Origin of the sequence: Pseudomonas sp. 2FE (genome assembly GCF_005503735.1) — a bacterium.
GTDB lineage: Bacteria > Pseudomonadota > Gammaproteobacteria > Pseudomonadales > Pseudomonadaceae > Aquipseudomonas.
In genome coordinates this window covers 185,070-208,671 of the sequence record NZ_SCMO01000001.1, presented here as the reverse complement: position 1 = coordinate 208,671, position 23,602 = coordinate 185,070, and the positions used below count along the sequence as shown (strand labels likewise).

The 23,602-nt window shown below is 61.2% G+C and carries 21 protein-coding genes; 1 reads left to right on the top strand and 20 read right to left on the bottom strand.

The genetic code is table 11. From position 1 onward, the window contains the following. Positions 1-10 precede the first annotated feature (10 nt). The 5 genes from surE to FFS12_RS00960 form a co-directional block, all read right to left on the bottom strand. A complete protein-coding gene (gene surE, locus FFS12_RS00980) occupies positions 11-760 on the bottom strand; it encodes a 5'/3'-nucleotidase SurE (protein WP_137885128.1) in 750 nt (249 codons plus the stop codon). After that, complete coding sequence (gene truD / locus FFS12_RS00975) at positions 748-1,806, bottom strand: tRNA pseudouridine(13) synthase TruD (protein WP_137885127.1); 1,059 nt, start codon at positions 1,804-1,806, stop codon at positions 748-750. The genes surE and truD overlap by 13 nt, the downstream gene beginning before the upstream one ends. Beyond that, the gene (ispF, locus tag FFS12_RS00970) at positions 1,803-2,276 is read right to left on the bottom strand and encodes a 2-C-methyl-D-erythritol 2,4-cyclodiphosphate synthase (RefSeq protein WP_137820484.1); all 474 of its coding nucleotides are present in this window, start codon (positions 2,274-2,276) and stop codon (positions 1,803-1,805) included. The genes truD and ispF overlap by 4 nt, the downstream gene beginning before the upstream one ends. A gap of 66 nt (positions 2,277-2,342) precedes the next feature. Then, positions 2,343-3,188 carry an S-formylglutathione hydrolase gene (gene fghA / locus FFS12_RS00965; protein WP_137885126.1) on the bottom strand — a complete coding sequence of 282 codons (846 nt, stop codon included), beginning with the start codon at positions 3,186-3,188 and terminating at the stop codon, positions 2,343-2,345. Between the two features lie 9 nt (positions 3,189-3,197). Further along, a complete protein-coding gene (locus tag FFS12_RS00960) occupies positions 3,198-4,310 on the bottom strand; it encodes an S-(hydroxymethyl)glutathione dehydrogenase/class III alcohol dehydrogenase (protein WP_137885125.1) in 1,113 nt (370 codons plus the stop codon). Between the two features lie 109 nt (positions 4,311-4,419). Between FFS12_RS00960 and FFS12_RS00955 the strand changes: the two genes are divergently transcribed. Continuing rightward, positions 4,420-5,328, top strand: coding sequence for a LysR substrate-binding domain-containing protein (locus tag FFS12_RS00955; RefSeq protein WP_137885124.1), 909 nt, complete (start codon positions 4,420-4,422; stop codon positions 5,326-5,328). 77 nt (positions 5,329-5,405) lie between these two features. On the opposite strand, the gene ispD is transcribed toward FFS12_RS00955, so the two are convergent. From ispD to bamA, 15 genes are all read right to left on the bottom strand, one after another. Further along, positions 5,406-6,116, bottom strand: coding sequence for a 2-C-methyl-D-erythritol 4-phosphate cytidylyltransferase (ispD, locus tag FFS12_RS00950; protein WP_372239442.1), 711 nt, complete (start codon positions 6,114-6,116; stop codon positions 5,406-5,408). Then, on the bottom strand, positions 6,113-6,394 hold the full coding sequence (ftsB, locus tag FFS12_RS00945; RefSeq protein ID WP_137820467.1) for a cell division protein FtsB: 282 nt from the start codon (positions 6,392-6,394) through the stop codon (positions 6,113-6,115). The genes ispD and ftsB overlap by 4 nt, the downstream gene beginning before the upstream one ends. Before the next feature lie 59 nt (positions 6,395-6,453). Then, complete coding sequence (gene eno, locus FFS12_RS00940; RefSeq protein WP_137885123.1) at positions 6,454-7,743, bottom strand: phosphopyruvate hydratase; 1,290 nt, start codon at positions 7,741-7,743, stop codon at positions 6,454-6,456. A 155-nt stretch (positions 7,744-7,898) separates the two neighbouring features. Further along, a complete protein-coding gene (gene kdsA, locus FFS12_RS00935; protein ID WP_137820469.1) occupies positions 7,899-8,744 on the bottom strand; it encodes a 3-deoxy-8-phosphooctulonate synthase in 846 nt (281 codons plus the stop codon). Then, positions 8,741-10,372, bottom strand: a complete 1,632-nt coding sequence (locus FFS12_RS00930; RefSeq protein ID WP_137820470.1) for a CTP synthase — start codon at positions 10,370-10,372, stop codon at positions 8,741-8,743. Before FFS12_RS00930 ends, kdsA begins: the two co-directional genes overlap by 4 nt. 187 nt (positions 10,373-10,559) lie before the next feature. Continuing rightward, on the bottom strand, positions 10,560-11,873 hold the full coding sequence (gene tilS, locus FFS12_RS00925; protein ID WP_137885122.1) for a tRNA lysidine(34) synthetase TilS: 1,314 nt from the start codon (positions 11,871-11,873) through the stop codon (positions 10,560-10,562). After that, positions 11,874-12,824: an acetyl-CoA carboxylase carboxyltransferase subunit alpha gene (locus FFS12_RS00920; RefSeq protein WP_137820472.1), complete on the bottom strand. Its 951-nt coding sequence runs from the start codon at positions 12,822-12,824 to the stop codon at positions 11,874-11,876. A 133-nt stretch (positions 12,825-12,957) separates the two neighbouring features. Then, a complete protein-coding gene (gene dnaE / locus FFS12_RS00915) occupies positions 12,958-16,479 on the bottom strand; it encodes a DNA polymerase III subunit alpha (RefSeq protein WP_137885121.1) in 3,522 nt (1,173 codons plus the stop codon). A gap of 121 nt (positions 16,480-16,600) precedes the next feature. Next, complete coding sequence (gene rnhB, locus FFS12_RS00910; RefSeq protein WP_137885120.1) at positions 16,601-17,203, bottom strand: ribonuclease HII; 603 nt, start codon at positions 17,201-17,203, stop codon at positions 16,601-16,603. Further along, on the bottom strand, positions 17,203-18,336 hold the full coding sequence (gene lpxB / locus FFS12_RS00905) for a lipid-A-disaccharide synthase (RefSeq protein WP_137885119.1): 1,134 nt from the start codon (positions 18,334-18,336) through the stop codon (positions 17,203-17,205). The genes rnhB and lpxB overlap by 1 nt, the downstream gene beginning before the upstream one ends. 3 nt (positions 18,337-18,339) lie before the next feature. Further along, positions 18,340-19,116: an acyl-ACP--UDP-N-acetylglucosamine O-acyltransferase gene (gene lpxA, locus FFS12_RS00900; RefSeq protein ID WP_137885118.1), complete on the bottom strand. Its 777-nt coding sequence runs from the start codon at positions 19,114-19,116 to the stop codon at positions 18,340-18,342. Beyond that, positions 19,113-19,556 carry a 3-hydroxyacyl-ACP dehydratase FabZ gene (gene fabZ / locus FFS12_RS00895; protein ID WP_137885117.1) on the bottom strand — a complete coding sequence of 148 codons (444 nt, stop codon included), beginning with the start codon at positions 19,554-19,556 and terminating at the stop codon, positions 19,113-19,115. The genes lpxA and fabZ overlap by 4 nt, the downstream gene beginning before the upstream one ends. A 48-nt stretch (positions 19,557-19,604) precedes the next feature. Then, positions 19,605-20,663 carry a UDP-3-O-(3-hydroxymyristoyl)glucosamine N-acyltransferase gene (gene lpxD / locus FFS12_RS00890; RefSeq protein WP_137885116.1) on the bottom strand — a complete coding sequence of 353 codons (1,059 nt, stop codon included), beginning with the start codon at positions 20,661-20,663 and terminating at the stop codon, positions 19,605-19,607. Between the two features lie 2 nt (positions 20,664-20,665). After that, positions 20,666-21,169, bottom strand: coding sequence for an OmpH family outer membrane protein (locus tag FFS12_RS00885; protein WP_119955840.1), 504 nt, complete (start codon positions 21,167-21,169; stop codon positions 20,666-20,668). 44 nt (positions 21,170-21,213) lie between these two features. Further along, positions 21,214-23,589, bottom strand: a complete 2,376-nt coding sequence (gene bamA, locus FFS12_RS00880; protein WP_137885115.1) for an outer membrane protein assembly factor BamA — start codon at positions 23,587-23,589, stop codon at positions 21,214-21,216. Between the last annotated feature and the right edge of the window lie 13 nt (positions 23,590-23,602).

Here is a 23,602-nt window from a genome sequence, read left to right as displayed (position 1 = left end):
CCACGAGCCATCAGAGTAGGCCCTCCAACCAACTGTCGAGGCCCCTGAAGGCCTCATGAAAAGTACGATCCAGCTGCAGCGGAGTAATAGATACATAGCCCTGCATCACCGCATGGAAATCCGTACCCGGCCCACCATCCTCGGCATCGCCGGCTACCGAGATCCAGTAGCCTTCTTTGCCGCGCGGATTCATCACCTTGACTGGCGCCGCCGCGCGGGCACGGTGACCGAGGCGGGTCAGTTGGATGCCGCGGATATGCTCCAGCGGCAGGTTAGGGATGTTCACATTGAGCACGGTGCGCGGCGGCAGATCGAGTTTATCGTGAGCGGCTACCAACTTACGCGCAATGTAGGCGGCGGTCGGCAGGTTGTCCGGCTGGCGCGACAACAGCGAAAAAGCGAATGCCGGCCGGCCGATGAAACGACCCTCCAGGGCAGCCGCCACGGTACCGGAATAGAGCACATCATCGCCCAGGTTGGCGCCCAGGTTAATACCCGACACCACCATCTCCGGCACCGGTTCCAGCAGGCCGTTAAGGCCCAGATGAACGCAATCCGTAGGAGTGCCATTCAGGCTGATAAAACCGTTAGCTAGGTAGTGCGGGTGTAACGGACGGTCGAGGGTCAGGGAGCTGCTTGCGCCGCTCTTGTCCTGATCCGGGGCGATGACCGTGCACTCGGCATAATCCACCAGCGCGGCATGCAGCGCGGCGAGGCCGGGTGCCGTCACTCCGTCGTCGTTCGAAATCAGAATACGCATGGGTTATCCGTCTGCCCTGCCGGCAGCAGATCGACGAGCTCACGCACCATTACGGTGGCAAAGCATCCAGCCGGCAGGACGAATTCCAGTTGCAGAATGTCAGACTCGGGATAATGCCACGTCAAACCGCCAATGGGGAGGCGCAGGATGCGCCGTTCGTGCGCCATGCCTGCTGCGATCAACCAATCGCGCAATGCCGGCTCATGTTCAGCGACCGCCTGCTCCAAGATATAGGCAGCCCCCGTCGTCGGTGACTCACCCGTGCCCCACATCGGCCCCGTGGGATGCAGATCGAGAATCGCCAGACGCGGATCGGTGCATTCGGCCTCACCCGCAGGAAAAAAACTGCGGCTATCGGTGAAGGCCAGCAGATCCCCCACCCGTGCGTGCTGCCAACTGCCATCCGCCACACGGGCTGCCAGCACCTGATTGAACAAGTAGCTGCGGGCCGCCGAGAGCAAGCGTGAACGCAGGTTGCGTTGCTCGGGCAACTCTTTGCGACTGGCGAAATCACGCGCCTGCACGACATTGCCGCCCTGATAAGCAAAGCGCTGGGTGCCGAAGTAATTCGGCACCCCCTGGGCCGCAATCTGTTGCAGACGCGCTTCCAGGGCAGCGGGATCGCCGCTCAGCTGGGTCAAACGCAAGGTAAAACCATTCGCCGCATGCGCCCCGCGGTGCAGCTTGCGCTTGTGCCGCGCGACCTTGAGGATGCTCAGGGTTTCGCCTTCGGCGGCAGACAGGTCGGGGTCGGCCTTGCCCGGCAGATGCAGACTGAACCACTGGCGGGTCAGCGCCTGACGATCCTTCAAGCCGGCATAGCTGATCATCTTCAAGGGCACACCGGCGGCGCGAGCCAGTCGGCGGGCGGCTTCCTCGGTATTCAGCCCGCGCTTTTCCACCCACAACCAGAGGTGCTCGCCCTCTCCGGCCAATGGAATATCCAGCACTTCATCGACCTGGAAGTCTTCCGCCGTGGCTTTCAGTACCGCGCGGCCGACGGCTTCACCATGGGCTCGCGGACCCAGCAGTTCGAACTCGGTCATAGGGCCACCAACAAGGCGACCGCATGCACGGCGATGCCCTCTTCACGGCCGGTAAAGCCGAGTTTCTCAGTGGTCGTGGCTTTCACATTCACCTGATCCAGTTCGACTGCCAGATCGGCGGCAATCGCCGCGCGCATCGCCTCGATATGCGGCGCCATCTTCGGTGCCTGCGCGACGATGGTGGCGTCGACGTTGCCGACCTTCCAGCCTTTGGCCTGCACTAAGCCGAGCACATGACGCAGCAGTGCCCGGCTATCCGCGCCCTTGAACTGTGGATCGGTATCCGGGAAGTGTTTGCCGATATCGCCCAGCGCCGCCGCACCGAGCAAGGCATCGCTGAGCGCATGCAGCAGCACATCGCCATCGGAATGGGCGACCAGCCCGAATGGGTGGGGAATACGCACGCCGCCGAGGGTAATGAAGTCGCCTTCACCGAAGCGGTGCACATCGTAGCCGTGGCCAATACGCATTGAGCTGCTCATGAAAAAATCGGGCCCTGAAAAGTCAGGGCCCGATTCTAACCGCTTTGGCCGACGTTAGCCTTTCAGGGCCTGCGCATGATGGCGTAAATGCTCGTCGATAAAGCTGGCGATGAAGTAATAGCTGTGGTCGTAGCCCGGCTGCAGCCTTAGCGTCAGCGGGTGACTGGCCGCCTTTGCGGCAGCCTCCAACGCCTCGGGCTTCAACTGATTGACGAGGAAATCGTCGCGATCGCCCTGGTCCACCAGGATCGGCAACTTCTCCGTAGCCTCCGCCAGCAGCGCGCAGGCATTCCACTCGCGCCAACGCGAACGCTCTTCACCGAGATAGCGCGAAAACGCCTTCTCGCCCCAAGGGCAGGACGACGGACTGCTGATCGGCGCGAAGGCCGACAGCGACTGATAGCGCCCGGGGTTACGCAGCGCGCACACCAACGCCCCATGCCCGCCCATCGAGTGACCGCTGATACCCCGCTTGGCTGAAACCGGGAAGTGCGCCTCGATCAGCGCCGGCAACTCCTGCACCACATAATCGTGCATCCGATAATGCCGCGCCCAGGGCTCCTGGGTGGCGTTCAGGTAAAAGCCGGCACCCAGACCAAAATCCCAGGCGCCGTCCGGATCACCCGGCACGTCCGGCCCGCGCGGGCTGGTGTCCGGCGCGACTATGACCAACCCCAGTTCGGCAGCCAGGCGCTGGGCGCCAGCCTTCTGCATGAAGTTCTCATCGGTGCAGGTCAGCCCGGACAACCAATACAGCACCGGCAGTTTGGCGCCCTGCTCGGCCTGCGGCGGCAGGTAGACGGCGAACACCATGTCACAACCGAGCACCTCTGAACGGTGCCGGTAACGCTTATGCCAGCCACCGAAGCTTTTCTGGCAAGAGAGATTTTCCAGACTCATGGCCGCACCTTAGAAGTGGATGACCGAGCGAATGCTCTTACCTTCGTGCATCAGGTCGAACGCCTTGTTGATATCTTCCAGCCCCATGGTGTGGGTGATGAAGGTATCCAAGGGGATCTCACCGGTGCGCGCCATTTCCACATAACTCGGCAGCTCGGTACGCCCGCGTACGCCGCCGAAGGCCGAGCCGCGCCAAACGCGCCCGGTGACCAACTGGAACGGCCGAGTGGCAATCTCCTGGCCGGCACCGGCGACGCCGATAATCACCGACTCGCCCCAGCCCTTATGGCAGCACTCCAAGGCCGCGCGCATCAGATTGACGTTGCCAATGCACTCGAAGGAGTAGTCGACCCCGCCATCGGTCAGCTCGACTATCACGTCCTGAATCGGCCGGTCGTAATCCTTCGGATTGATGCAGTCGGTCGCACCCAATTGCTTGGCGATCTCGAACTTGGCCGGATTGATATCGATGGCGATGATCCGTCCGGCCTTGGCTTTGGTCGCGCCGATGATGGCCGACAGGCCGATCCCGCCGAGACCGAAGATCGCCACGGTCGCGCCGGGCTCGACCTTGGCGGTATTCAGCACCGCGCCGATACCGGTAGTGACGCCACAGCCGAGTAGGCAGACCTTTTCCAGCGGCGCTTCCTTGGGGATTTTGGCCAGGGAAATTTCCGGCAGCACGGTGTACTCGGAGAAGGTCGAAGTGCCCATGTAATGGAAAATCGGCTTGCCCTGATAGGAGAAACGGCTGGTGCCGTCGGGCATCAGGCCCTTGCCCTGAGTCGCACGGATCGCCTGGCACAGGTTGGTTTTGCCGGACAGGCAGAATTTGCACTTGCCGCATTCCGGGGTGTACAGCGGGATCACGTGATCACCCACCGCTACCGAGGTCACGCCGGCGCCGATGGCCTCGACTATGCCACCGCCTTCGTGGCCGAGAATGCTCGGGAAGATGCCCTCCGGGTCGGCACCGGACAGCGTGTAGGCATCGGTGTGGCAAACGCCGCTGGCCACGATTCGCACCAGCACTTCGCCAGCCTTGGGCGGCGCAACGTCGACTTCGACGATTTGCAGTGGTTGGTTGGGCGCAAAGGCAACGGCGGCACGTGACTTGATCATGGAGGTTCTCCGGCGGTTAAAACGATGCGTAGAGTGTAGATCAGCGCCTTTTGATTAATAATCCACGGCAAAGCAAAACATTATTGCCATACAGGGATAATCAACCACCATGAATCGCTGGGAAGGCTTGGACGAGTTTGTCGCCGTGGCCGAATGCGGCCAGTTCACCGCTGCCGCCGAACGCCTCGGCGTATCCTCATCACACATCAGCCGGCAGATCGCCCGACTGGAAGAGCGTCTGCAAACCCGCCTGCTGTACCGCAGCACCCGGCGCGTGGCCTTGACCGAAGCCGGGCAGACCTTTTTGCAGCATTGCCAGCGCTTGCAGGATGCCCGCGAAGAAGCCCTGCGCGCGGTCGGCGAGCTAACCAGTGAGCCCAAAGGATTGTTGCGCATGACTTGCGCCGTGGCCTATGGCGAGCGTTTTATCGTGCCACTGGTGACCGACTTTATGGCCCGCCATCCGCAGCTACGGGTGGACATCGAACTGAGCAATCGCACCCTGGACCTGCTGCAGGAAGGGCTGGACCTGGCGATTCGCCTGGGTCGCCTGCAGGACTCGCGCCTGGTTGCTACGCGCCTGGCGCCGCGGCGCATGTACCTGTGTGGGGCGCCTGCCTACCTGGAACGCTACGGCCGACCGCACAGCTTGTCGGAACTGGGTCGGCATAATTGCCTGATCGGCAGCAGTGACACCTGGAGCTTTCAGCAGAACGGTCGCGAATCTTCGCAGCGGGTGCAAGGCAACTGGCGCTGCAACAGCGGCCAAGCGGTGCTGGACGCGGCATTGCGCGGCCTGGGCTTGTGCCAGTTGCCGGACTACTACGTGCAGGAACACTTGAAAAGCGCTGCACTGATATCGTTACTGGAAAACCATCAGCCGCCGAATACTGCAGTCTGGGCGCTGTATCCGCAGCAGCGGCACTTGTCGCCGAAGGTGCGGCAGTTAGTCGATCATCTGAAAACCGGACTGGCCGAGCGGGCAGAATATTCGAACGCCCTGGCCGAGCGACCGTAGGGCGTACTCGCGAAGCAGTACGCCACCCCGACAATGGCGGGCTGGTCGCTTCACGACCGAGGCCGCCCTATGGTTGATCAGCGTTTTTGCGACCAGCGTTGACGCAACCACTCCAGGTCTTCCGGCCGGGTGACTTTGAGGTTGTCGGCGCGGCCCTCGATCAAACGCGGCGCCTGACCGGCCCATTCGATCGCCGAGGCCTCATCGGTAATCCGCACACCGGAAACCAAGGCATCGGCCAATACGCGCTGCAAGCTACCGAGGCGAAACATCTGCGGCGTAAAAGCCTGCCAGATCACCGAGCGGTCGATGGTTTCCGCCACCCGGCCATCGGCGCCGGCGCGTTTCAGGGTATCGCGCGCCGGCACGGCGAGCAGGCCACCGACCGGATCATCGGCTAGTTCGGCGAGCAGCAGATCGAGATCGAAACGCGACAAATTTGGCCGCGCGGCATCATGCACCAGCACCCAATCGCCGTCGCCCGCACCCAGCTCGGCCAGCCGCTGCAAGCCGTTGAGCACCGAATCGGCCCGCTCGACGCCACCCTCGGCGCGCTGGATACGCGAGTCACGCGAGCAATCCAGCTGTGGCCAATAGGGGTCATCGTTGGCCAGGCTCACCACCAAGCCGCGCAACTGCGGATGTCCGAGGAAACAGGCCAGGGTATGCTCGAGAATGGTTTTTCCGGCCAGCTCAAGGTATTGCTTGGGGCGGTCGGCGCCCATCCGTGCGCCCACCCCCGCAGCAGGAATCAGCGCCCAGAAGGCAGGAATGACAGAGGAGATCATTCGGTCAACTGATAGAGGGTCTCGCCCTCTTTAACCATGCCGAGCTCGTGACGGGCACGCTCTTCGACTGTCTCCATACCCTGCTTCAGCTCCATCACTTCGGCTTCGAGGATACGGTTACGCTCGAGCAGGCGCTCGTTTTCACCTTTCTGCTCGGCGATCTGCTGTTGCAGGCTGGTGACCTGCGCCAGGCTGCCGTCGCCCACCCAGAGGCGATACTGCAGGCCCGCCAACAGCAGGATCAGCGCGACGAATAACCCATAAGGTGATTTAGCCATTTGGCGAAAGGTATCCATACAAAAAGGGCAGCTTGCGCTGCCCTTTTACCATTCCCGGCTTAACCGCGGAACTCGGCGCGACCACGGTACGGTGCTTTCTCACCCAATTGCTCTTCGATGCGCAGCAATTGGTTGTACTTGGACACGCGATCGGAGCGGCACAGCGAACCGGTCTTGATCTGACCGGCAGCGGTACCCACGGCGAGGTCGGCGATGGTCGAATCTTCGGTTTCACCGGAGCGATGCGAGATCACCGCCGTGTAGCCGGCCGCCTTGGCCATCTGGATGGCTTCCAGGGTTTCGGTCAAGGTACCGATCTGGTTGAACTTGATCAGGATCGAGTTGGCGATGCTCTTGTCGATGCCTTCCTTGAGGATCTTGGTGTTGGTCACGAACAGATCGTCGCCAACCAGCTGCACCTTGGCGCCGATCTTGTCGGTCAGCACCTTCCAGCCAGCCCAGTCGGACTCGTCCATACCATCTTCGATCGAGATGATCGGATAACGCTGAGTCAGCCCGGCCAGGTAATCGGCGAAACCGGCAGCGTCGAACACCTTGCCTTCACCGGCCAGGTCGTATTGGCCGTCTTCGAAGAACTCGCTGGAAGCGCAGTCCAGCGCCAGGGTCACATCGCTGCCCAGCTTGTAGCCGGCGTTGGCCACGGCTTCGGCGATGGCCGCCAGCGCGTCTTCGTTGGACGCCAGGTTCGGCGCGAAACCGCCTTCGTCACCCACCGAAGTGCTCAGACCACGAGCCTTCAGTACGGCCTTCAGGTGGTGGAAAATCTCGGTGCCCATGCGCAGACCATCGGCGAACGTCTTGGCGCCAACCGGCTGGACCATGAATTCCTGGATGTCGACGTTGTTATCGGCGTGCTCGCCGCCGTTGATGATATTCATCATCGGCACCGGCATGGAGTACTGGCCCGGCGTGCCGTTGAGGTCGGCGATATGCGCGTAGAGCGGCACGCCCTTGGCCTGGGCAGCGGCTTTGGCGGCGGCCAGGGATACGGCGAGGATCGCGTTAGCGCCCAAAGTGGCTTTGTTCTCGGTGCCATCCAGGGCAATCATCGCGCGGTCGAGCGCTTGCTGATCGACCGGGTCTTTGCCCAACAGCAGGTCGCGGATCGGGCCATTGATGTTGGCCACGGCTTTCAACACACCCTTGCCCAGGTAACGGCTCTTGTCGCCATCACGCAGTTCCAGCGCCTCGCGGGAACCGGTGGAAGCACCGGACGGCGCACAGGCGCTGCCAACGATACCGTTGTCGAGGATCACGTCCGCTTCTACTGTGGGGTTGCCACGGGAGTCGAGAACCTCACGACCCTTGATGTCGACGATCTTTGCCATTGTTATTAGCACTCCAAAATTTGACGAAAACGGCGCTGCAGAGAAGTTGGCGCTACCGTCTGCGAATGTTCAAAACGAATCGAGCCGGCTACGACGACTATCTGACTCACGGGTCAGAGCTCGTCCGAGCGGCACTTTACCGAAGAATGACCCGCTTAGGCAGTCTCAATCGGCGGAAAACTCTTCACCAGCTCATCCAACGCCTTGAGCTGAGCGAGGAAGGGTTCCAGCTTGTCCAGACGCAGTGCACAGGGGCCGTCGCACCTGGCGTTGTCCGGGTCTGGATGGGCCTCGAGAAACAGCCCCGCCAGACCTTGGCTCATGCCGGCCTTGGCCAGATCGGTGACCTGGGCACGGCGGCCACCGGCGGAGTCGGCACGCCCGCCCGGCATTTGCAGGGCGTGGGTCACGTCGAAGAACACCGGGTACTGGAACTGCTTCATGATGCCGAAGCCGAGCATGTCGACCACCAGGTTGTTGTAACCGAAGCTGGAACCGCGCTCACAGAGGATCAACTGGTCATTCCCGGCTTCCACGCACTTGGCCAGGATGTGCTTCATCTCCTGGGGCGCGAGGAACTGGGCTTTCTTGATGTTGATCACCGCGCCGGTCTTGGCCATGGCCACGACCAGGTCGGTTTGCCGCGACAGAAACGCCGGCAACTGGAGGATGTCGCACACCGCCGCCACCGGCGCCGCTTGATAGGGCTCGTGGACATCGGTAATCAGCGGCACGCCGAAGGTCTTCTTCACTTCCTCGAAGATCTTCATGCCCTCTTCCAGGCCGGGACCACGGAAGGAGCTGACCGAGGAGCGATTGGCCTTGTCGAAGCTGGCCTTGAAGACGTAGGGAATACCGAGCTTTTCGGTCACCCGCACATATTCTTCGCAGGTCTTCAGGGCCAGATCGCGCGACTCGAGAACGTTGATGCCGCCGAACAACACAAAAGGTTTGTCGTTGGCGATTTCGATAGCGCCAACGCGGATGACTTTCTGGGTCATGCCTTTCTCGCCTTCTGCGCCAGGGCCGCGTTAACAAAACCGCTGAACAACGGGTGACCGTCACGCGGCGTGGAGGTGAACTCCGGGTGGAACTGGCAGGCGACGAACCACGGATGATCCGGTGCTTCCACCACTTCGACCAGGGCGCCATCGCCGGAGCGTCCGGTGACCTTCAAGCCGGCGGCCTGCAATTGCGGCAGCAGGTGGTTATTCACTTCGTAGCGGTGACGGTGACGCTCGACTATCACGTCCTTGGCGTAGCAATCGTGCACCAGCGAGCCGTTTTCCAGCTGGCAGTCCTGGGCGCCCAAACGCATGGTGCCACCCAGATCGGAAGCCTCGGTGCGGGTCTCGACGCTACCGGCCGCGTCTTCCCACTCGGTGATCAGACCGACCACCGGATGGCCGCTGGCCTTGTCGAACTCAGTGGAGTTGGCATCGCTCCAGCCCAGCACGTTGCGGCCGAACTCGATGACTGCGACCTGCATACCCAGGCAGATGCCTAGGTAAGGAATCTTGTTCTCGCGGGCATAACGCACCGTGGTGATCTTGCCTTCGACGCCGCGCAGACCGAAGCCACCCGGCACCAGAATGGCGTCAACGCCTTCCAGCAGGCCGGTGCCTTGCTGCTCGATGTCTTCCGAGTCGATGTAACGCAGGTTGACCTTGGTGCGGTTCTGGATACCGGCGTGACTCATCGCTTCGATCAGCGACTTGTAAGCATCCAGCAACTCCATGTACTTGCCGACCATGGCGATGCTGACTTCTTTTTCCGGGTTCAGCTTGGCATCGACTACCCGCTCCCACTCGGACAAATCGGCACCGCCGCACTCCAGACCGAAGCGCTCGACGACGAAATCGTCCAGGCCTTGGGCATGCAGCACGGAAGGAATCTTGTAGATCGTGTCGACGTCTTCCAGGCCGATCACCGCGCGCTCTTCGACGTTGGTGAACAAGGCGATCTTGCGCCGCGAGGCCATATCGATCGGATGGTCGGAGCGGCAAATCAGCACGTCCGGCTGCAGGCCGATGGAGCGCAGCTCCTTCACCGAATGCTGAGTGGGTTTGGTCTTGGTCTCGCCGGCGGTGGCGATATACGGCACCAGCGTCAGGTGCATCAACATGGCGCGCTTGGCGCCCACTTCCACCCGCAGCTGACGGATCGCCTCGAGGAACGGCTGCGACTCGATGTCACCCACGGTGCCACCGATCTCCACCATGGCCACATCGGCATCGCCGGCGCCCTTGATGATGCGACGCTTGATCTCGTCGGTGATGTGCGGAATCACCTGGATGGTCGCGCCCAGGTAATCGCCCCGGCGCTCTTTACGCAGCACGTCTTCGTAGACGCGGCCGGTGGTGAAGTTGTTGCTCTTGGTCATGGTGGTGCGGATAAACCGCTCATAGTGACCCAGGTCGAGGTCGGTCTCGGCGCCGTCGTGGGTGACGAACACCTCACCGTGCTGGAACGGGCTCATGGTGCCCGGATCGACGTTGATGTAAGGGTCCAGTTTGAGCATGGTGACCTTCAGGCCCCGCGCCTCCAGGATAGCCGCCAATGAAGCCGAGGCGATGCCTTTCCCCAATGAAGAAACAACACCGCCCGTGACGAATATGTAGCGCGTCATGAAAAACCCTAGAAGTCTGCGTTTAAGCGGTCAGCGCCGCCGGGGAAAGCGAAGGAAGGCCTGGGCCCACCCATTACCAGCAGAACCTTAACCGGCGCTGCCTTGAAAATTGAAAGCCATCCACCGATTCCGAAGGAGTCTGCAGAAGCTGTATGAGACGGGAGCGTAGTCTACCGGAAAGGGCCTTTCAGCTCAAACCTTGGTCATTCGTCGGCGGCTGCCAGATCAGTTGCCAACTCCCCTCGGCGGGCCCACTCAGTCCCGGTAGGTTGGCGACCGCGAGCAACTCGTCGGCGCAATAGAGCAACGGCAATCGGCCACGCACAAAAGCGGGCAGCCCCGCCTCGTTAAGCAGCCGCTTGAGATCGCGATGGCCGCGACCCGGCAGTAGCAGCACCTCACCACCCTGGCGATAGTGCACCCGCAACTCGCCTGTCGGCCCCCGCCCTTGCACGCGTAAGCAGCCATTGCCGGGCAGCGTTAGCGGTTGTTTGCAATCACGCCAAGACAGCGGCTGGTGCTCTTTCTGCAACCAGTCGCCGCTTAGCCACCACAACCGTCCGTCGGCCCGGCGCAGTTCGCCCTGGGCTAGACGCCAGACCGGCGCGGCATCCACGGCCGCATCACGCAAATCTTCCCAACCGGCCCAATGTTCGCTATCCGGCAAGAGCGTCAGCGGCGTCAGCCAATGGCGCAGAGCATTGCGTTGGCGCGCCGCCGACACAGCCAACAGCGGCTCCAGCGCCAGCGAGGGCAATGGCAACCAGGGAAAGGCCGACGGCGTTTGCGCAATAGCCAGATCAAGCTCGGCCAGTTCATCCAGCAGGCCCTGCGCCTCGCGCAGATGTGCCGCGCTACGCGCCAACGTCACCACGGCTTGCGGCCAGTGGGCTGTTAGCTGCGGAAACACCCGATGACGCAGATAGTTGCGGGAAAATCGAGGGTCGCGATTAGACGGGTCCTCCACCCAGCTCAGCCCCTGCCCATGGGCATAGGCTTCCAACTCAGCGCGCGAGTACTCCAGCAGCGGCCGCAACAGCCACCCGCGCCCCAGCGGTCGGCTACTCGGCATACCCGCCAAGCCACGCACGCCCGCCCCACGCAGCAGGCGGAACAATAGGGTTTCCGCCTGATCATCGCGATGCTGAGCCGTCAGCAGCACCTCGCCATCGGCCAAAGACTCGGCGAGCGCCGCATAGCGCGCCTCACGAGCGGCACGCTCCAGACTGGCGCTCGTCGCGACCCGCACATGTCGCACCTGTAAAGGCACCCCCAGTTCCGCACAGACTTTCTGGCAATGCAGCGGCCACGCAGCAGCCGTGGCCTGCAGGCCGTGATGGATATGGATAGCGGAGAGTGGCGGCAAGGCCTCGCGCTTGGCGAGGCGTGCCAGGAGATGCAGCAGAACGGTGGAATCGAGCCCGCCAGAAAAGGCGACGCGCCAAGCCGGCGCATCACGCCAGGGCGCTAGGCGCGCTAGCAACCTGGCAGACAGGTCCACTTAGGCGACGCCGTAACTCATCAGGCGCTCATAGCGGCGTGCCAGCAGCGCATCGGTATCGAGCTTCTGCAACGACTTCAACTGCGCCGTCAGCTCCTTGCGGATCGACTCGGCCGCCACAGCCGGTGCGCTGTGGGCACCACCTAGCGGCTCGTCGATGACTTTGTCGACGATGCCCAGGCCTTTCAAGCGCTCGGCGGTGATGCCCATGGCTTCCGCGGCATCCGGCGCTTTTTCGGCGGTTTTCCACAGAATCGAGGCGCAACCTTCCGGCGAGATCACCGCGTAGGTCGAGTACTGCAGCATGTTCAGCTGATCGCAGACACCAATCGCCAACGCGCCACCAGAACCGCCCTCGCCAATCACCGTGGCGATGATCGGGGTTTTCAGCCGTGCCATCACCCGCAGGTTCCAGGCGATGGCTTCACTCTGGCCACGCTCTTCCGCGTCGATGCCTGGATACGCGCCCGGAGTGTCGATGAAGGTCAGGATCGGCATCTGGAAACGCTCGGCCATCTCCATCAGACGGCAGGCCTTGCGATAGCCTTCGGGGCGCGGCATACCGAAGTTGCGCCGAACCTTCTCGCGCACTTCGCGACCCTTCTGGTGACCGATCACCATGACCGGCTGATCGTTCAAACGCGCCACACCGCCGACAATCGCCGGATCATCGGAGAAGTGCCGGTCACCGTGCAATTCATCGAACTCGGTAAAAATGTGTTCGATGTAGTCGAGGGTGTAAGGCCGGCGCGGATGGCGGGCCAGCTTGGCGATCTGCCAACTGCTGAGATTGCCGAAGATGCTGGCAGTCAGCGTGCTGCTCTTGTCCTGCAGGCGAGCAATTTCATCGCCGATATTCAGCGAGTTGTCGTTACCGACCAAGCGCAACTCTTCGATCTTGGCTTGCAGATCGGCGATCGGCTGTTCGAAATCGAGAAAATTCGGGTTCATAGTCATCCGTCTTGCGTCGACGGCCAAGCGGCCGGGCGGCTGAGTCCGTTTAGCGCCTTACCTTACGGGATCAGGCGCATTCAGGTCGAGATTAAAAGTGTCGAGACTAACGCGGTGGGTTACCCCTCGCGCGTTAGCGGTAGTGCAAAAAGACGTTGTCGCGCCCGAACTGGTCACGCAATGTTTGAATCAAGCTGTCCGCCGGGTCGATCCGCCAGCCTTCACCGAACTGCAACAACGCCTTGGCCTCGCTGCCGGTGTAGTCCAGGGTGATCGGGCAGGCGCCGCGATGACGCTTGCACAACTCGCCCAGCCAGCGCAGCCGATCGCCTTTCAGCGCATCGCTCTGCACCCGCACCCGCAGGCTCTCCGCCAGCGAAGTTCGGGCATCCTCGAGGCTCATCACGCGCTTGGCACGCAGGCGTAGGCCGCCGGAGAAGTCGTCGTTGCTGACCTCACCCTCGACCACCACCAGGGCGTCGGTTTGCAGCAGCGCCTGGGCCGAGTGGAACGCATCGGCGAACAGCGAGGCTTCGATCCGCCCGGAGCGGTCATCCAGGGTGATGAAGCCCATCTTGTCGCCCTTCTTGTTCTTCATCACCCGCAGGTTGACGATCAACCCTGCCACCGTCTGCGAGTCCCGCGCCGGCTTCAGATCGATAATCCGTTGGCGCGCGAAGCGACGTACTTCACCCTCGTACTCATCGATCGGGTGACCGGTCAGGTACAGCCCCAGGGTTTCTTTCTCACCGCGCAAGCGCTCTTTCAGTGACAGCTCTTTCGCCCGCCGGTGATTGGCGTAGACGTCCGCCTCGCTATCCGCGAACAACCCGCCAAACAAGTCGGCATGCCCGCTGTCATGGCTGCGGGCGGTCTGCTCAGCGGCCTGAATCGCCTCCTCCATCGCCGCCAGCAGCACTGCGCGGTTACGGTCGATATTGGCCTGGTAGGCTTTGATCTCGTCGTGGAAATACGGCCCGAGACGATCCAGCGCACCGCTGCGAATCAGCGCATCGGTGGTGCGCTTGTTGATGCGCTTCAGATCGACCCGTGCGCAGAAGTCGAACAAATCCTTGAACGGCCCGTCCTGACGCGACTCGACAATCGCTTCGACCGGCCCCTCACCGACGCCTTTGATCGCGCCCAGGCCGTAGACGATGCGGCCATCGTCATTCACCGTGAACTTGAACTCCGAGCTGTTCACATCCGGCGCATCGAGGCGCAGCTTCATGCTGCGGCACTCTTCGATCAAGGTCACGACCTTGTCGGTGTTGTGCATATCCGCCGACAGCACCGCGGCCATGAACGGCGACGGGTAATGGGTTTTCAACCAAGCGGTTTGGTAGGAAACCAGACCATAGGCCGCCGAGTGGGATTTGTTGAAGCCGTAGCCGGCGAACTTTTCCACCAGGTCGAAGATGTTGCCGGCCAGGTCCGCGTCGATGTTGTTCTTTGCACAACCTTCGATGAAACCGCCGCGCTGCTTGGCCATCTCCTCGGGCTTCTTCTTACCCATGGCACGCCGGAGCATGTCCGCCTCACCGAGGGTATAACCGGCCATCACCTGGGCGATCTGCATCACCTGTTCCTGGTACAGGATGATCCCGTAGGTCGGCAGCAGCACCGGCTTGAGCCCATCGTACTGGTAGTCCGGATGCGGGTAGGCCAGCTCGGCGCGGCCGTGCTTACGGTTGATGAAGTCGTCCACCATGCCTGACTGCAACGGGCCAGGACGGAACAGCGCCACCAGTGCGATCAAGTCTTCCAGGCAGTCCGGCTTGAGCTTTTTGATCAGCTCCTTCATGCCGCGCGATTCCAGCTGGAATACCGCGGTGGTCTCGGCTTTTTGCAGCAGGCTGTAAGTCGGCTTGTCATCCAGCGGGATGAAATCGATGTTCAGCGGCCCGTCACCCACCTTGGCGCGCTCGCGATTGATGGTTTTCAGCGCCCAGTCGATGATCGTCAGGGTGCGCAGGCCGAGGAAGTCGAACTTCACCAGGCCGGCGGCTTCCACATCATCCTTGTCGAACTGAGTTACCAGGCCGCCGCCCTCGTCGTCGCAATAGATCGCCGAGAAGTCGGTCAGCTTGGTCGGCGCGATCACCACGCCCCCGGCGTGCTTGCCGACGTTACGGGTGATGCCTTCGAGCTTGCGGGCCATCTCCCAGATTTCCGCCGCTTCCTCGTCGACCTTGAGGAAGTCGCGCAGCACCTCCTCCTGCTCGAAGGCCTTTTCCAGGGTCATGCCGACTTCGAACGGGATCATCTTCGACAGACGGTCGGCCAGGCCGTAGGACTTGCCCTGCACCCGCGCCACGTCGCGCACCACCGCCTTGGCCGCCATGGTGCCGAAGGTGATGATCTGGCTAACCGCGTTGCGCCCGTAGGTTTGCGCCACGTACTCGATGACCCGGTCGCGACCATCCATGCAGAAGTCGATATCGAAGTCGGGCATGGAGACCCGTTCCGGGTTGAGGAAACGTTCGAACAGCAGGTCGTATTGCAGCGGGTCGAGGTCGGTGATCTTCTGCACATAGGCCACCAGCGAACCGGCGCCCGAGCCACGCCCAGGACCGACCGGAATGCCGTTGCGCTTGGCCCACTGGATAAAGTCCATGACGATCAGGAAGTAACCGGGAAAGCCCATCTGGATGATGATATCCAGCTCGAAATTCAACCGATCGACATACACCTGCCGCTTGGCTTCATAGTTCGGCGTGGTGTCTTTCGGCCACAGCACGGCCAGGCGCTCTTCCAGGCCATCGAAGGAGACCTTGCGGAAAAACTCGTCCATGGTCATGCCTTCCGGCACCGGGAAGTTGGGCAGGAAGCTCTTGCCCAGCTGCACCTCGATATTGCAGCGCTTGGCGATCTCGACGCTGTTTTCCAGCGCCTCCGGCAGGTCGCTGAACAGCGCCCACATCTCCTCGGGCGTTTTCAGGTACTGCTGATCGCTGTAAGTCCGTACCCGGCGCGGGTCGTCCAGAGCCCGGCCTTCGCCGATGCACACGCGGGTTTCATGGGCCTCGAAGTCGCCCTGCTTGATAAAGCGCACATCGTTGGTCGCCACCAGGGGCACCTCACAACGCTCGGCCAACGCCACCGCCAGGTGCAGATATTCTTCGTCGTTGACCCGGCTGGTACGTTGCAGCTCCAGGTAAAAACGCTCGGGGAAGACCGCCTGCCACTCCCGCAATGAGGCCTCGGCCTCTTCTGGATTACCGGCCAGCAAGTTCAGGCCGATCTCGCCCTCCTTGGCCCCGGACAGCGCGATCAACCCCTCAGCCGCCTCCTTCACCCACTCGCGCTCGATGATCACTTCGCCGTTGCGCTGACCTTCGATAAAGCCACGGGAAATCAGCTCCGTCAGATTGCGGTAGCCCTTGGCATTCATCACCAGCAAGGTCAGGCGGCTAAGCGGGCCGTCCTCATCCTTGCTCGCCAGCCACAGGTCGGCGCCGCAGATCGGCTTGATCCCGGCGCCCATGGCGGCCTTGTAGAACTTCACCAGCGAGCACAGGTTGCGCTGATCGGTGACCGCCACCGCCGGCATCCCCGCAGCCGCCGCGGCCTTGACCAGCGGCTTGACGCGCACCAGGCCATCGACCAGGGAGAACTCGGTGTGCAAACGCAGGTGAACAAAGGTGGCGGACATGCTGATCCTATGAAAAACACAAAAACGACAAGGCCCGGATTGTACCGGGCCTTGGAGGAAACATCAGCTTGCAGGCTTAAGGCTTTTAGCAGGCGGTTGAATTAAAGGTAGCGAGCGACGGCTAGCCCTGAAGCTCCAGCAATTTGCGCACCGGCGCGAAGGAGCGCCGATGGATCGGCGTCGGTCCCAGGCGCTGCAAGGCTTCGAGGTGCAGCGGCGTGGGATAGCCCTTATGCCCGGCAAGACCATAGCCGGGATACTGCGCATCCAACACCAGCATCTCGCGATCACGGCTGACCTTGGCCAGGATCGACGCCGCAGCGATCGCCGGCACCTGACTGTCGCCCTTGATCACCGCAGCGCTGGGCACCGCCAGTTGCGGGCAACGATTACCATCGATCAGCGCCAGTTTGGGCGTGACACTCAGGCCCTCGACCGCACGCTGCATGGCCAACAGGGTGGCGTGGAGAATATTCAGGCGGTCGATCTCTTCCACCTCGGCGCGCGCGATGTACCAGGCCAAGGCCTTCTCGCGGATTTCATCGAAGAGTGTTTCCCGCCGCGCCTCGCTGAGCTTTTTCGAATCGTTCAAGCCCAGAATAGGCCGACGCGGATCGAGAATGACCGCAGCAGTGACGACCGCACCACACAATGGCCCACGCCCGACTTCATCGACTCCGGCGACCAACTCTTCGACCAGACTGAAATCCAGACCCAGCTGCATCAGTTTGGCCCGATCAAGTTGAGCACGGCCGTCGCGGCCTCGGTCGAAGCATCTCGGCGCAACGCCCGATGGATCACATCGAAACCTTCGGTCTGCACTTCGCCGCCGTCCAACAGCGGCGCCAGCACCTGTGCCAGTGCTTGCGGCGTGGCGGCATCCTGCAACAGTTCGGGCACCAACAGACGCCCGGCCAACAGGTTGGGCAGCGACACATAAGGGCTTTTCAGCAAGCGCTTGAGAATCCGATAGGTCAAGGGCGCCACGCGATAAGCCACCACCATCGGCCGCTTATAGAGCAAGGCCTCCAGCGTGGCAGTGCCCGAGGCGATCAGCACCGCATCGCAGGCGGCCAACGCCGTATGGGATTGACCATCGAGCAGGGTCAACGGCAAATCACGCCCGGCCAGCATCGATTCCAGCTGCACGCGCCGCTCGGGGCTGGCGCACGGCAGCAGGAAGCGCGTGCCGGGGCGCAACGCTCGCAGGCGTAGCGCCGCATCGAGGAACAAGGCACCCAGGCGCGAGACTTCACCGCCACGACTGCCCGGCATCAACGCGACCACCAGGCCTTCCTCGGGCAGCTCCAGTTCGGCCCGTGCGGCAGCGCGATCGGCCTGCAAGGGAATGACATCCGCCAGCGGATGACCGACGAAACGCACCGGCACGCCATGTCCGTCGTAGAACTGCGCCTCGAACGGAAACAGCGTCAGCATCAGGTCGCAGGCCTCACGGATCTTCAGCACGCGCTTCTGCCGCCAGGCCCAGACCGACGGGCTGACGTAATGCACGGTCTTGATCCCGGCGCGACGCAGTTTGAGTTCGACGCCGAGATTGAAGTCCGGCGCGTCGATACCGATGAACACATCCGGTTTGGCCGCAATCAGCGTCTGAATCAGGCGTTTACGCCGCGACAACAGCTCCGGCAGGCGGCCGAGCACCTCGACCAGGCCCATCACCGCCAGGCGTTCCATGGGAAAATAAGGGTTCAGCCCCTCGGCCTGCATGCGCGGGCCACCGACGCCGATGAACTCGATATCAGGGCGTTGGCTTTTCAGCGCCTGCATCAACCCGGCGCCGAGAATATCGCCAGAGGCCTCGCCAGCCACTAGCGCGACGCGCAATACAGCAGCCATGGGTTAGCGGGTGATGCCGCGTGAAGAGGCTTGAATGGAGTCGATAAACACCGCGACTTCCGGAAACTGAGCAGCCGACTCGGCCAGTTCGGCCAGGGCTTTATCGACAGTCAGACCTTGGCGGTAAACCACCTTATAAGCGCGGCGCAGCGCTTGAATCGCCTCATCGCTAAAGCCACGACGACGCATGCCCTCGAAGTTCATGCTGCGCGCTTCAGCCGGGTTACCGAACACCGTGACATAGGCCGGCACGTCTTTACCGATCGCCGTACCCATCCCGGAAAAACTGTGGGCGCCGATGCGGCAGAACTGATGCACTAGGGTAAATCCGGAGAGAATCGCCCAGTCATCGACATGCACATGACCCGCCAGCGCGGTGTTGTTGACCAGGATGCAATGGTTGGCGATCACGCTGTCATGGCCAATATGCGCATAGGCCATGATCAGGTTGTGATCGCCGATGGTGGTCTCGGCACGATCCTGCACGGTACCGCGATGGATGGTCACACCCTCGCGGATCACGTTGTGATCGCCGATCACCAAGCGCGTCTCTTCGCCCTTGTACTTGAGATCGGGAGTGTCTTCACCCACCGAGGAGAACTGATAGATACGGTTATGTTTACCGATCTTGGTCGGCCCCTTGAGGATCACATGCGGGCCAACCACTGTACCCTCGCCGATTTCCACACCAGCCCCGACGATCGACCAGGGGCCGACTTGAACGTCGTCCGCCAGCTTGGCTGTCGGGTCGATGATTGCGCGAGGGTCTATCAAACTCATAGCTTGCGTTCCGCACAGATGATTTCAGCCGAACAGACTTCTTTACCCTCGACACTGGCACGGCAGTCGAACTTCCAGATGCTGCGCTTGCTGCTCAGAAACTTGGCTTCCAGGATCAACTGGTCGCCCGGCGTCACCGGCTGGCGGAAACGCAGTTTGTCGGAGCCGACGAAGTAGTACAGGGTGCCATCGGTCGGTTTGAGGTCCATCATCTTGAAGCCGAGGATGCCCGCGGCCTGGGCCATAGCCTCGATGATCAGCACACCCGGCATGATCGGATGCTGAGGAAAATGCCCATTGAAGAACGGCTCATTGATGCTGACATTTTTGTACGCACGAATGCACTTGCCTTCAGCAGCATCCAGCTCCACCACGCGATCCACCAGCAGGAACGGGTAGCGGTGCGGCAGGTATTCGCGGATTTCGTTAATGTCCATCATGTTCGGGGGAGCCTGTAGTGAAAGTTGGGGACTCGCATTAACCGCGAGTCACGCATCAGATGAAGCATCGCCGGCCGGGGTCACGGCTGCCAGGCGCTTTTCCAACTGTTGCAGGCGGCGCGCCATGTCATCCAGCTGGCGGAAGCGCGCGGCGCTTTTCTTCCAGTCCGCGGCCGGTTGCATAGCAGTTCCGGAGGAGTAGGCTCCGGGCTCGGTAATCGAGCGGGTGACCATGGTCATGCCCGTGACGAAAACACCGTCACAGATTTCGATATGCCCAACCAAGCCGACACCACCCGCGAGCATGCAGTGCCTGCCGATTTTAGTGCTGCCGGAAATCCCGACACAGGCGGCCATCGCGGTGTGATCACCGACCTGCACGTTGTGGGCGATCATGATCTGGTTATCCAGTTTGACGCCATTACCGATCACGGTGTCGGCCAAGGCCCCACGGTCAATGGTGGTGTTGGAGCCGATCTCGACGTCATCGCCCACAGTGACTCCGCCAATCTGCGCGATCTTCTGCCAGACGCCTTTCTCATTGGCGAAGCCAAAGCCCTCGCCACCTATGACCGCGCCGGACTGAATGACTACCCGCTTCCCTATGCGCACATCGTGATAAAGGGTGACCCGCGGAGCGAGCCAGCCGCCCTCGCCCAGCACCGTACGCGCACCAATAAAACAATGCGCGCCAATGGTCACGCCAGCACCGATTTGCGCGCCACTCTCGATCACCGCATAGGCGCCGATGCTGGCACTGGGGTCGAGTTGGACATCCGCCGCGATCACGGCAGTCGGATGCACACCGACAGCGGCCTTCGGCTTGGGATCGAACAGATGGGAGAGTTGCGCGTAGGCCAGGTAAGGATTGGCAACCAGCAAGGCATCGCCGGCATAAGCCTCGGCATCGGCTGGCGCCAGCAAGAGCGCACCGGCACGGGTCTCGGCCAGGTACTTGCGGTATTGCGGGTTAGCCAGAAAGCTCAGCTGCTCGGGACCGGCCTCGTGCAGGGTAGCCAGCCCGCCGATCGTCTTGTCCGCGGCGCCACGCAGGGTGGCGCCGAGACGCTCGGCCAGTTGACCGAGGGTAAAAACCGTTGCCGTCATGATCAGCGCAGCTGGTTCATGCGCTCGATGACTTGGCGAGTGATGTCGTATTGAGGCTTGACATCGATCACCGCACCGCGCTCGAGCACTAGGTCAAAGCTGCCCTTTTTGATCACTTCTTCGACCGCCTTATCCAGGTTCGGCTTGAGCTTCTTCAGCATCTCACGGTCGGCAACGGCTTTGGCTTCGTTCAGTTCCTTGGACTGGAACTGGAAATCACGGGCCTTCTGCTTGAATTCAAGCTCGAGGCGCTCGCGCTCGCCTTGCTGCATTTTTTCGCCTTCTTTAACCAGACGGTCTTGGATACGCTTGGCATCGGTTTCCAGAGTTTTCAACTTGTTCAGTTGCGGGCCAAATTTCTTTTCCGCATCCACGGCGTACTTCTTCGCCGAGTCGGACTCGAGAAGCGCCATTTGATAATTAAGCACGGCGATTTTCATCTCGGCGAATGCCGGAGTCGCCATAAAGGCAACGCTTAACAGAACCAATTGAGTCAACTTGCGCACGATGCACTCCTGCAAAACTGTTGTCGTAACAAATTATCAGACCGTTAGAACGTCTGACCGAGGGAGAACTGGAACACTTGGGTATCGGCATCATCCGGTTTCTTGACCGGCATGGCCAAGCTGAAGCTCAGCGGGCCCAACGCGGTAATCCAGGTCAGACCAACACCGACAGAACTGGCCAGACCGTCCACACCGAGATCGCAGCCACTGTCACCGCGACTCTTTTGGGTGGCACTGCAATTGGTGTCGAACACATTACCGACATCCCAGAACAGCGAGGTCCGCAGGGAGCGCTGGTCCTTGACGAAGGGCAGCGGGAACAGCAGTTCGACGCCACCTTGAACTAGCACATTACCACCGAAGGGCAGCGGATCCTGATCTGGATCGGCCAGCGTACCTTGGTTACCCGTCACGCCCACACCACGGCTCGGCGTACTGCGCGGACCGAGGCTGCTATCTTCGAAACCGCGTACCGAGTTGAAACCGCCGGCATAGTAGTTCTCGTAGAACGGCAAGCCGGAGGTAGAGCCGTAGCTATCGCCATAACCCAACTCGGTATGGAAACGCATGGTGGTGGCATTAGTCAGCGGCTGGAACAACTGGCCACGGTAGTCGAGCTTGAAGAACGACAGGTCGCTGCCCGGCACCGTGCTCTCCAGCACCAGGCTCTGCGAATGGCCACGGTTAGCCAGCACGCCACGGTTCAGGGTCGACTCGGACCAACCGGCCGAGGCCTTGAAGTTGAGATAACTGTCACCTTCCTGCTCGAGGAAACTGAAGATCTCATCGACGGTATACACACCGGTGCTGATGTCATCCTGCTGCGCCGTCAGACCAAAAGTCAGACGCGCAGTCTCGCTGATCGGATAACCCACGCTAACGCCGCCACCCAGGCTATCTACCGCATAGCTGGAAACATCGGTATCCAACTCGTCGTAGTCGGTAGTCCGGTAGAAGGCGTTGTAACCCAAGCTGACACCATCGACAGTCCAGTAGGGGTCGACGAAGCCGAAGTTGTAGCGGGTCTGGTACTCACTGCGCGTCAGACCGACGCTGACCTTGTTACCCGTACCCAGGAAGTTGTTCTGGCTGATCGAGCCGCCCAAAATCAAGCCGGCATTCTGCGCAAAACCAACGCTGGCCGTGATGGAACCCGAGGCTTGCTCTTCGACGCTGTAGTTCACGTCGACCTGATCATCGGTGCCCGGCACTTGCGGGGTTTCGACGTTGACCTCTTTAAAGAAGCCGAGACGCTCCAGACGGGTCTTGGATTGGTCGATCAGGTAGGTAGAAGCCCAGCCACCTTCCATCTGGCGCATTTCGCGACGCAGCACTTCGTCTTCGGACTTGGTGTTGCCGCGGAAGTTGATGCGGTTGACGTAAGCACGCTTACCCGGGTTGACCACGAAGGTGATCGAAACCGTGTGGTCTTCGTCGTGCGCTTCTGGCACACCATTGACGTTGGCAAAGGTATAGCCTTCGTTACCCAGGCGGCGGGTGATCAATTCGGAGGTGGTGGTCATCACTTTACGCGAGAACACCTGGCCTTCCTTGACCAACAGCAAGGCCTTGACCTCTTCCTCGGGCACCTTCAGGTCACCACTGAGCTTGACCTCGCGCACACTGTACTTCTGTCCTTCATCGACGTTGACCGTGATGTAGACGTGCTTCTTATCCGGGGTAATGGACACCTGAGTGGAGGAGATATCCATATTGATGTAGCCGCGGTCCAAGTAATAGGAACGCAGGCGCTCCAAGTCACCCGAGAGTTTTTCGCGGGCGTACTTGTCATCGTTCTTGAAGAAGGACAACCAGTTGGTGGTCTTCAGCTCAAACAGATCAATCAGGTCTTCATCGGCGAAAACGCTATTACCCACCACGTTAATGTGTTGGATAGCCGCGACTGTGCCTTCGTTAATATTGATCTTCAACGCCACGCGGTTGCGCGGCTGCGGAATCACTTCCGCTTCAATCTCTGCCGAGTAGCGGCCCTGAGCCACATACTGGCGCTGCAACTCGTTACGCACCCCTTCAAGCGTCGCCCGCTGGAAGATCTCGCCTTCCGACAGGCCTGACTGATTCAAGCCTTTGAGCAGGTCTTCACTGGTGATGGCCTTGTTGCCCTCGATCTCGATGCTGGAGATTGAAGGACGTTCCACCACGGTAATAACCAGCACATTGCCATCACGACCGAGCTGGATATCCTGGAAGAAACCAGTTTTGAACAGCGCGCGAGTAGCATCCACCAATTGACGATCATCCGCCTGCTCGCCAACGTTAAGCGGCAAGGCACCGAACACGCTGCCCGCGGAAACCCGCTGCAAGCCGTTGACGCGAATATCGGAGATGGTGAAGGACTCGGCGTGAACTTCGGCGATCATCAGTGCGGCAAGCACCACAGGTAGCAGCAGACGTTTCATGAAGTCCTTTCTT

Excerpts from the sequence above, each read along its gene's own strand:
- surE (WP_137885128.1), bottom strand. The coding sequence starts at position 760 with ATGCGTATTCTGATTTCGAACGACGACGGAGTGACGGCACCCGGCCTC.
- truD (WP_137885127.1), bottom strand. The coding sequence starts at position 1,806 with ATGACCGAGTTCGAACTGCTGGGTCCGCGAGCCCATGGTGAAGCCGTC.
- ispF (WP_137820484.1), bottom strand. The coding sequence starts at position 2,276 with ATGCGTATTGGCCACGGCTACGATGTGCACCGCTTCGGTGAAGGCGAC.
- fghA (WP_137885126.1), bottom strand. The coding sequence starts at position 3,188 with ATGAGTCTGGAAAATCTCTCTTGCCAGAAAAGCTTCGGTGGCTGGCAT.
- FFS12_RS00960 (WP_137885125.1), bottom strand. The coding sequence starts at position 4,310 with ATGATCAAGTCACGTGCCGCCGTTGCCTTTGCGCCCAACCAACCACTG.
- FFS12_RS00955 (WP_137885124.1), top strand. The coding sequence starts at position 4,420 with ATGAATCGCTGGGAAGGCTTGGACGAGTTTGTCGCCGTGGCCGAATGC.
- ispD (WP_372239442.1), bottom strand. The coding sequence starts at position 6,116 with ATGATCTCCTCTGTCATTCCTGCCTTCTGGGCGCTGATTCCTGCTGCG.
- ftsB (WP_137820467.1), bottom strand. The coding sequence starts at position 6,394 with ATGGCTAAATCACCTTATGGGTTATTCGTCGCGCTGATCCTGCTGTTG.
- eno (WP_137885123.1), bottom strand. The coding sequence starts at position 7,743 with ATGGCAAAGATCGTCGACATCAAGGGTCGTGAGGTTCTCGACTCCCGT.
- kdsA (WP_137820469.1), bottom strand. The coding sequence starts at position 8,744 with ATGACCCAGAAAGTCATCCGCGTTGGCGCTATCGAAATCGCCAACGAC.
- FFS12_RS00930 (WP_137820470.1), bottom strand. The coding sequence starts at position 10,372 with ATGACGCGCTACATATTCGTCACGGGCGGTGTTGTTTCTTCATTGGGG.
- FFS12_RS00920 (WP_137820472.1), bottom strand. The coding sequence starts at position 12,824 with ATGAACCCGAATTTTCTCGATTTCGAACAGCCGATCGCCGATCTGCAA.
- dnaE (WP_137885121.1), bottom strand. The coding sequence starts at position 16,479 with ATGTCCGCCACCTTTGTTCACCTGCGTTTGCACACCGAGTTCTCCCTG.
- rnhB (WP_137885120.1), bottom strand. The coding sequence starts at position 17,203 with ATGCAGCTGGGTCTGGATTTCAGTCTGGTCGAAGAGTTGGTCGCCGGA.
- lpxB (WP_137885119.1), bottom strand. The coding sequence starts at position 18,336 with ATGGCTGCTGTATTGCGCGTCGCGCTAGTGGCTGGCGAGGCCTCTGGC.
- lpxA (WP_137885118.1), bottom strand. The coding sequence starts at position 19,116 with ATGAGTTTGATAGACCCTCGCGCAATCATCGACCCGACAGCCAAGCTG.
- fabZ (WP_137885117.1), bottom strand. The coding sequence starts at position 19,556 with ATGATGGACATTAACGAAATCCGCGAATACCTGCCGCACCGCTACCCG.
- lpxD (WP_137885116.1), bottom strand. The coding sequence starts at position 20,663 with ATGACGGCAACGGTTTTTACCCTCGGTCAACTGGCCGAGCGTCTCGGC.
- bamA (WP_137885115.1), bottom strand. The coding sequence starts at position 23,589 with ATGAAACGTCTGCTGCTACCTGTGGTGCTTGCCGCACTGATGATCGCC.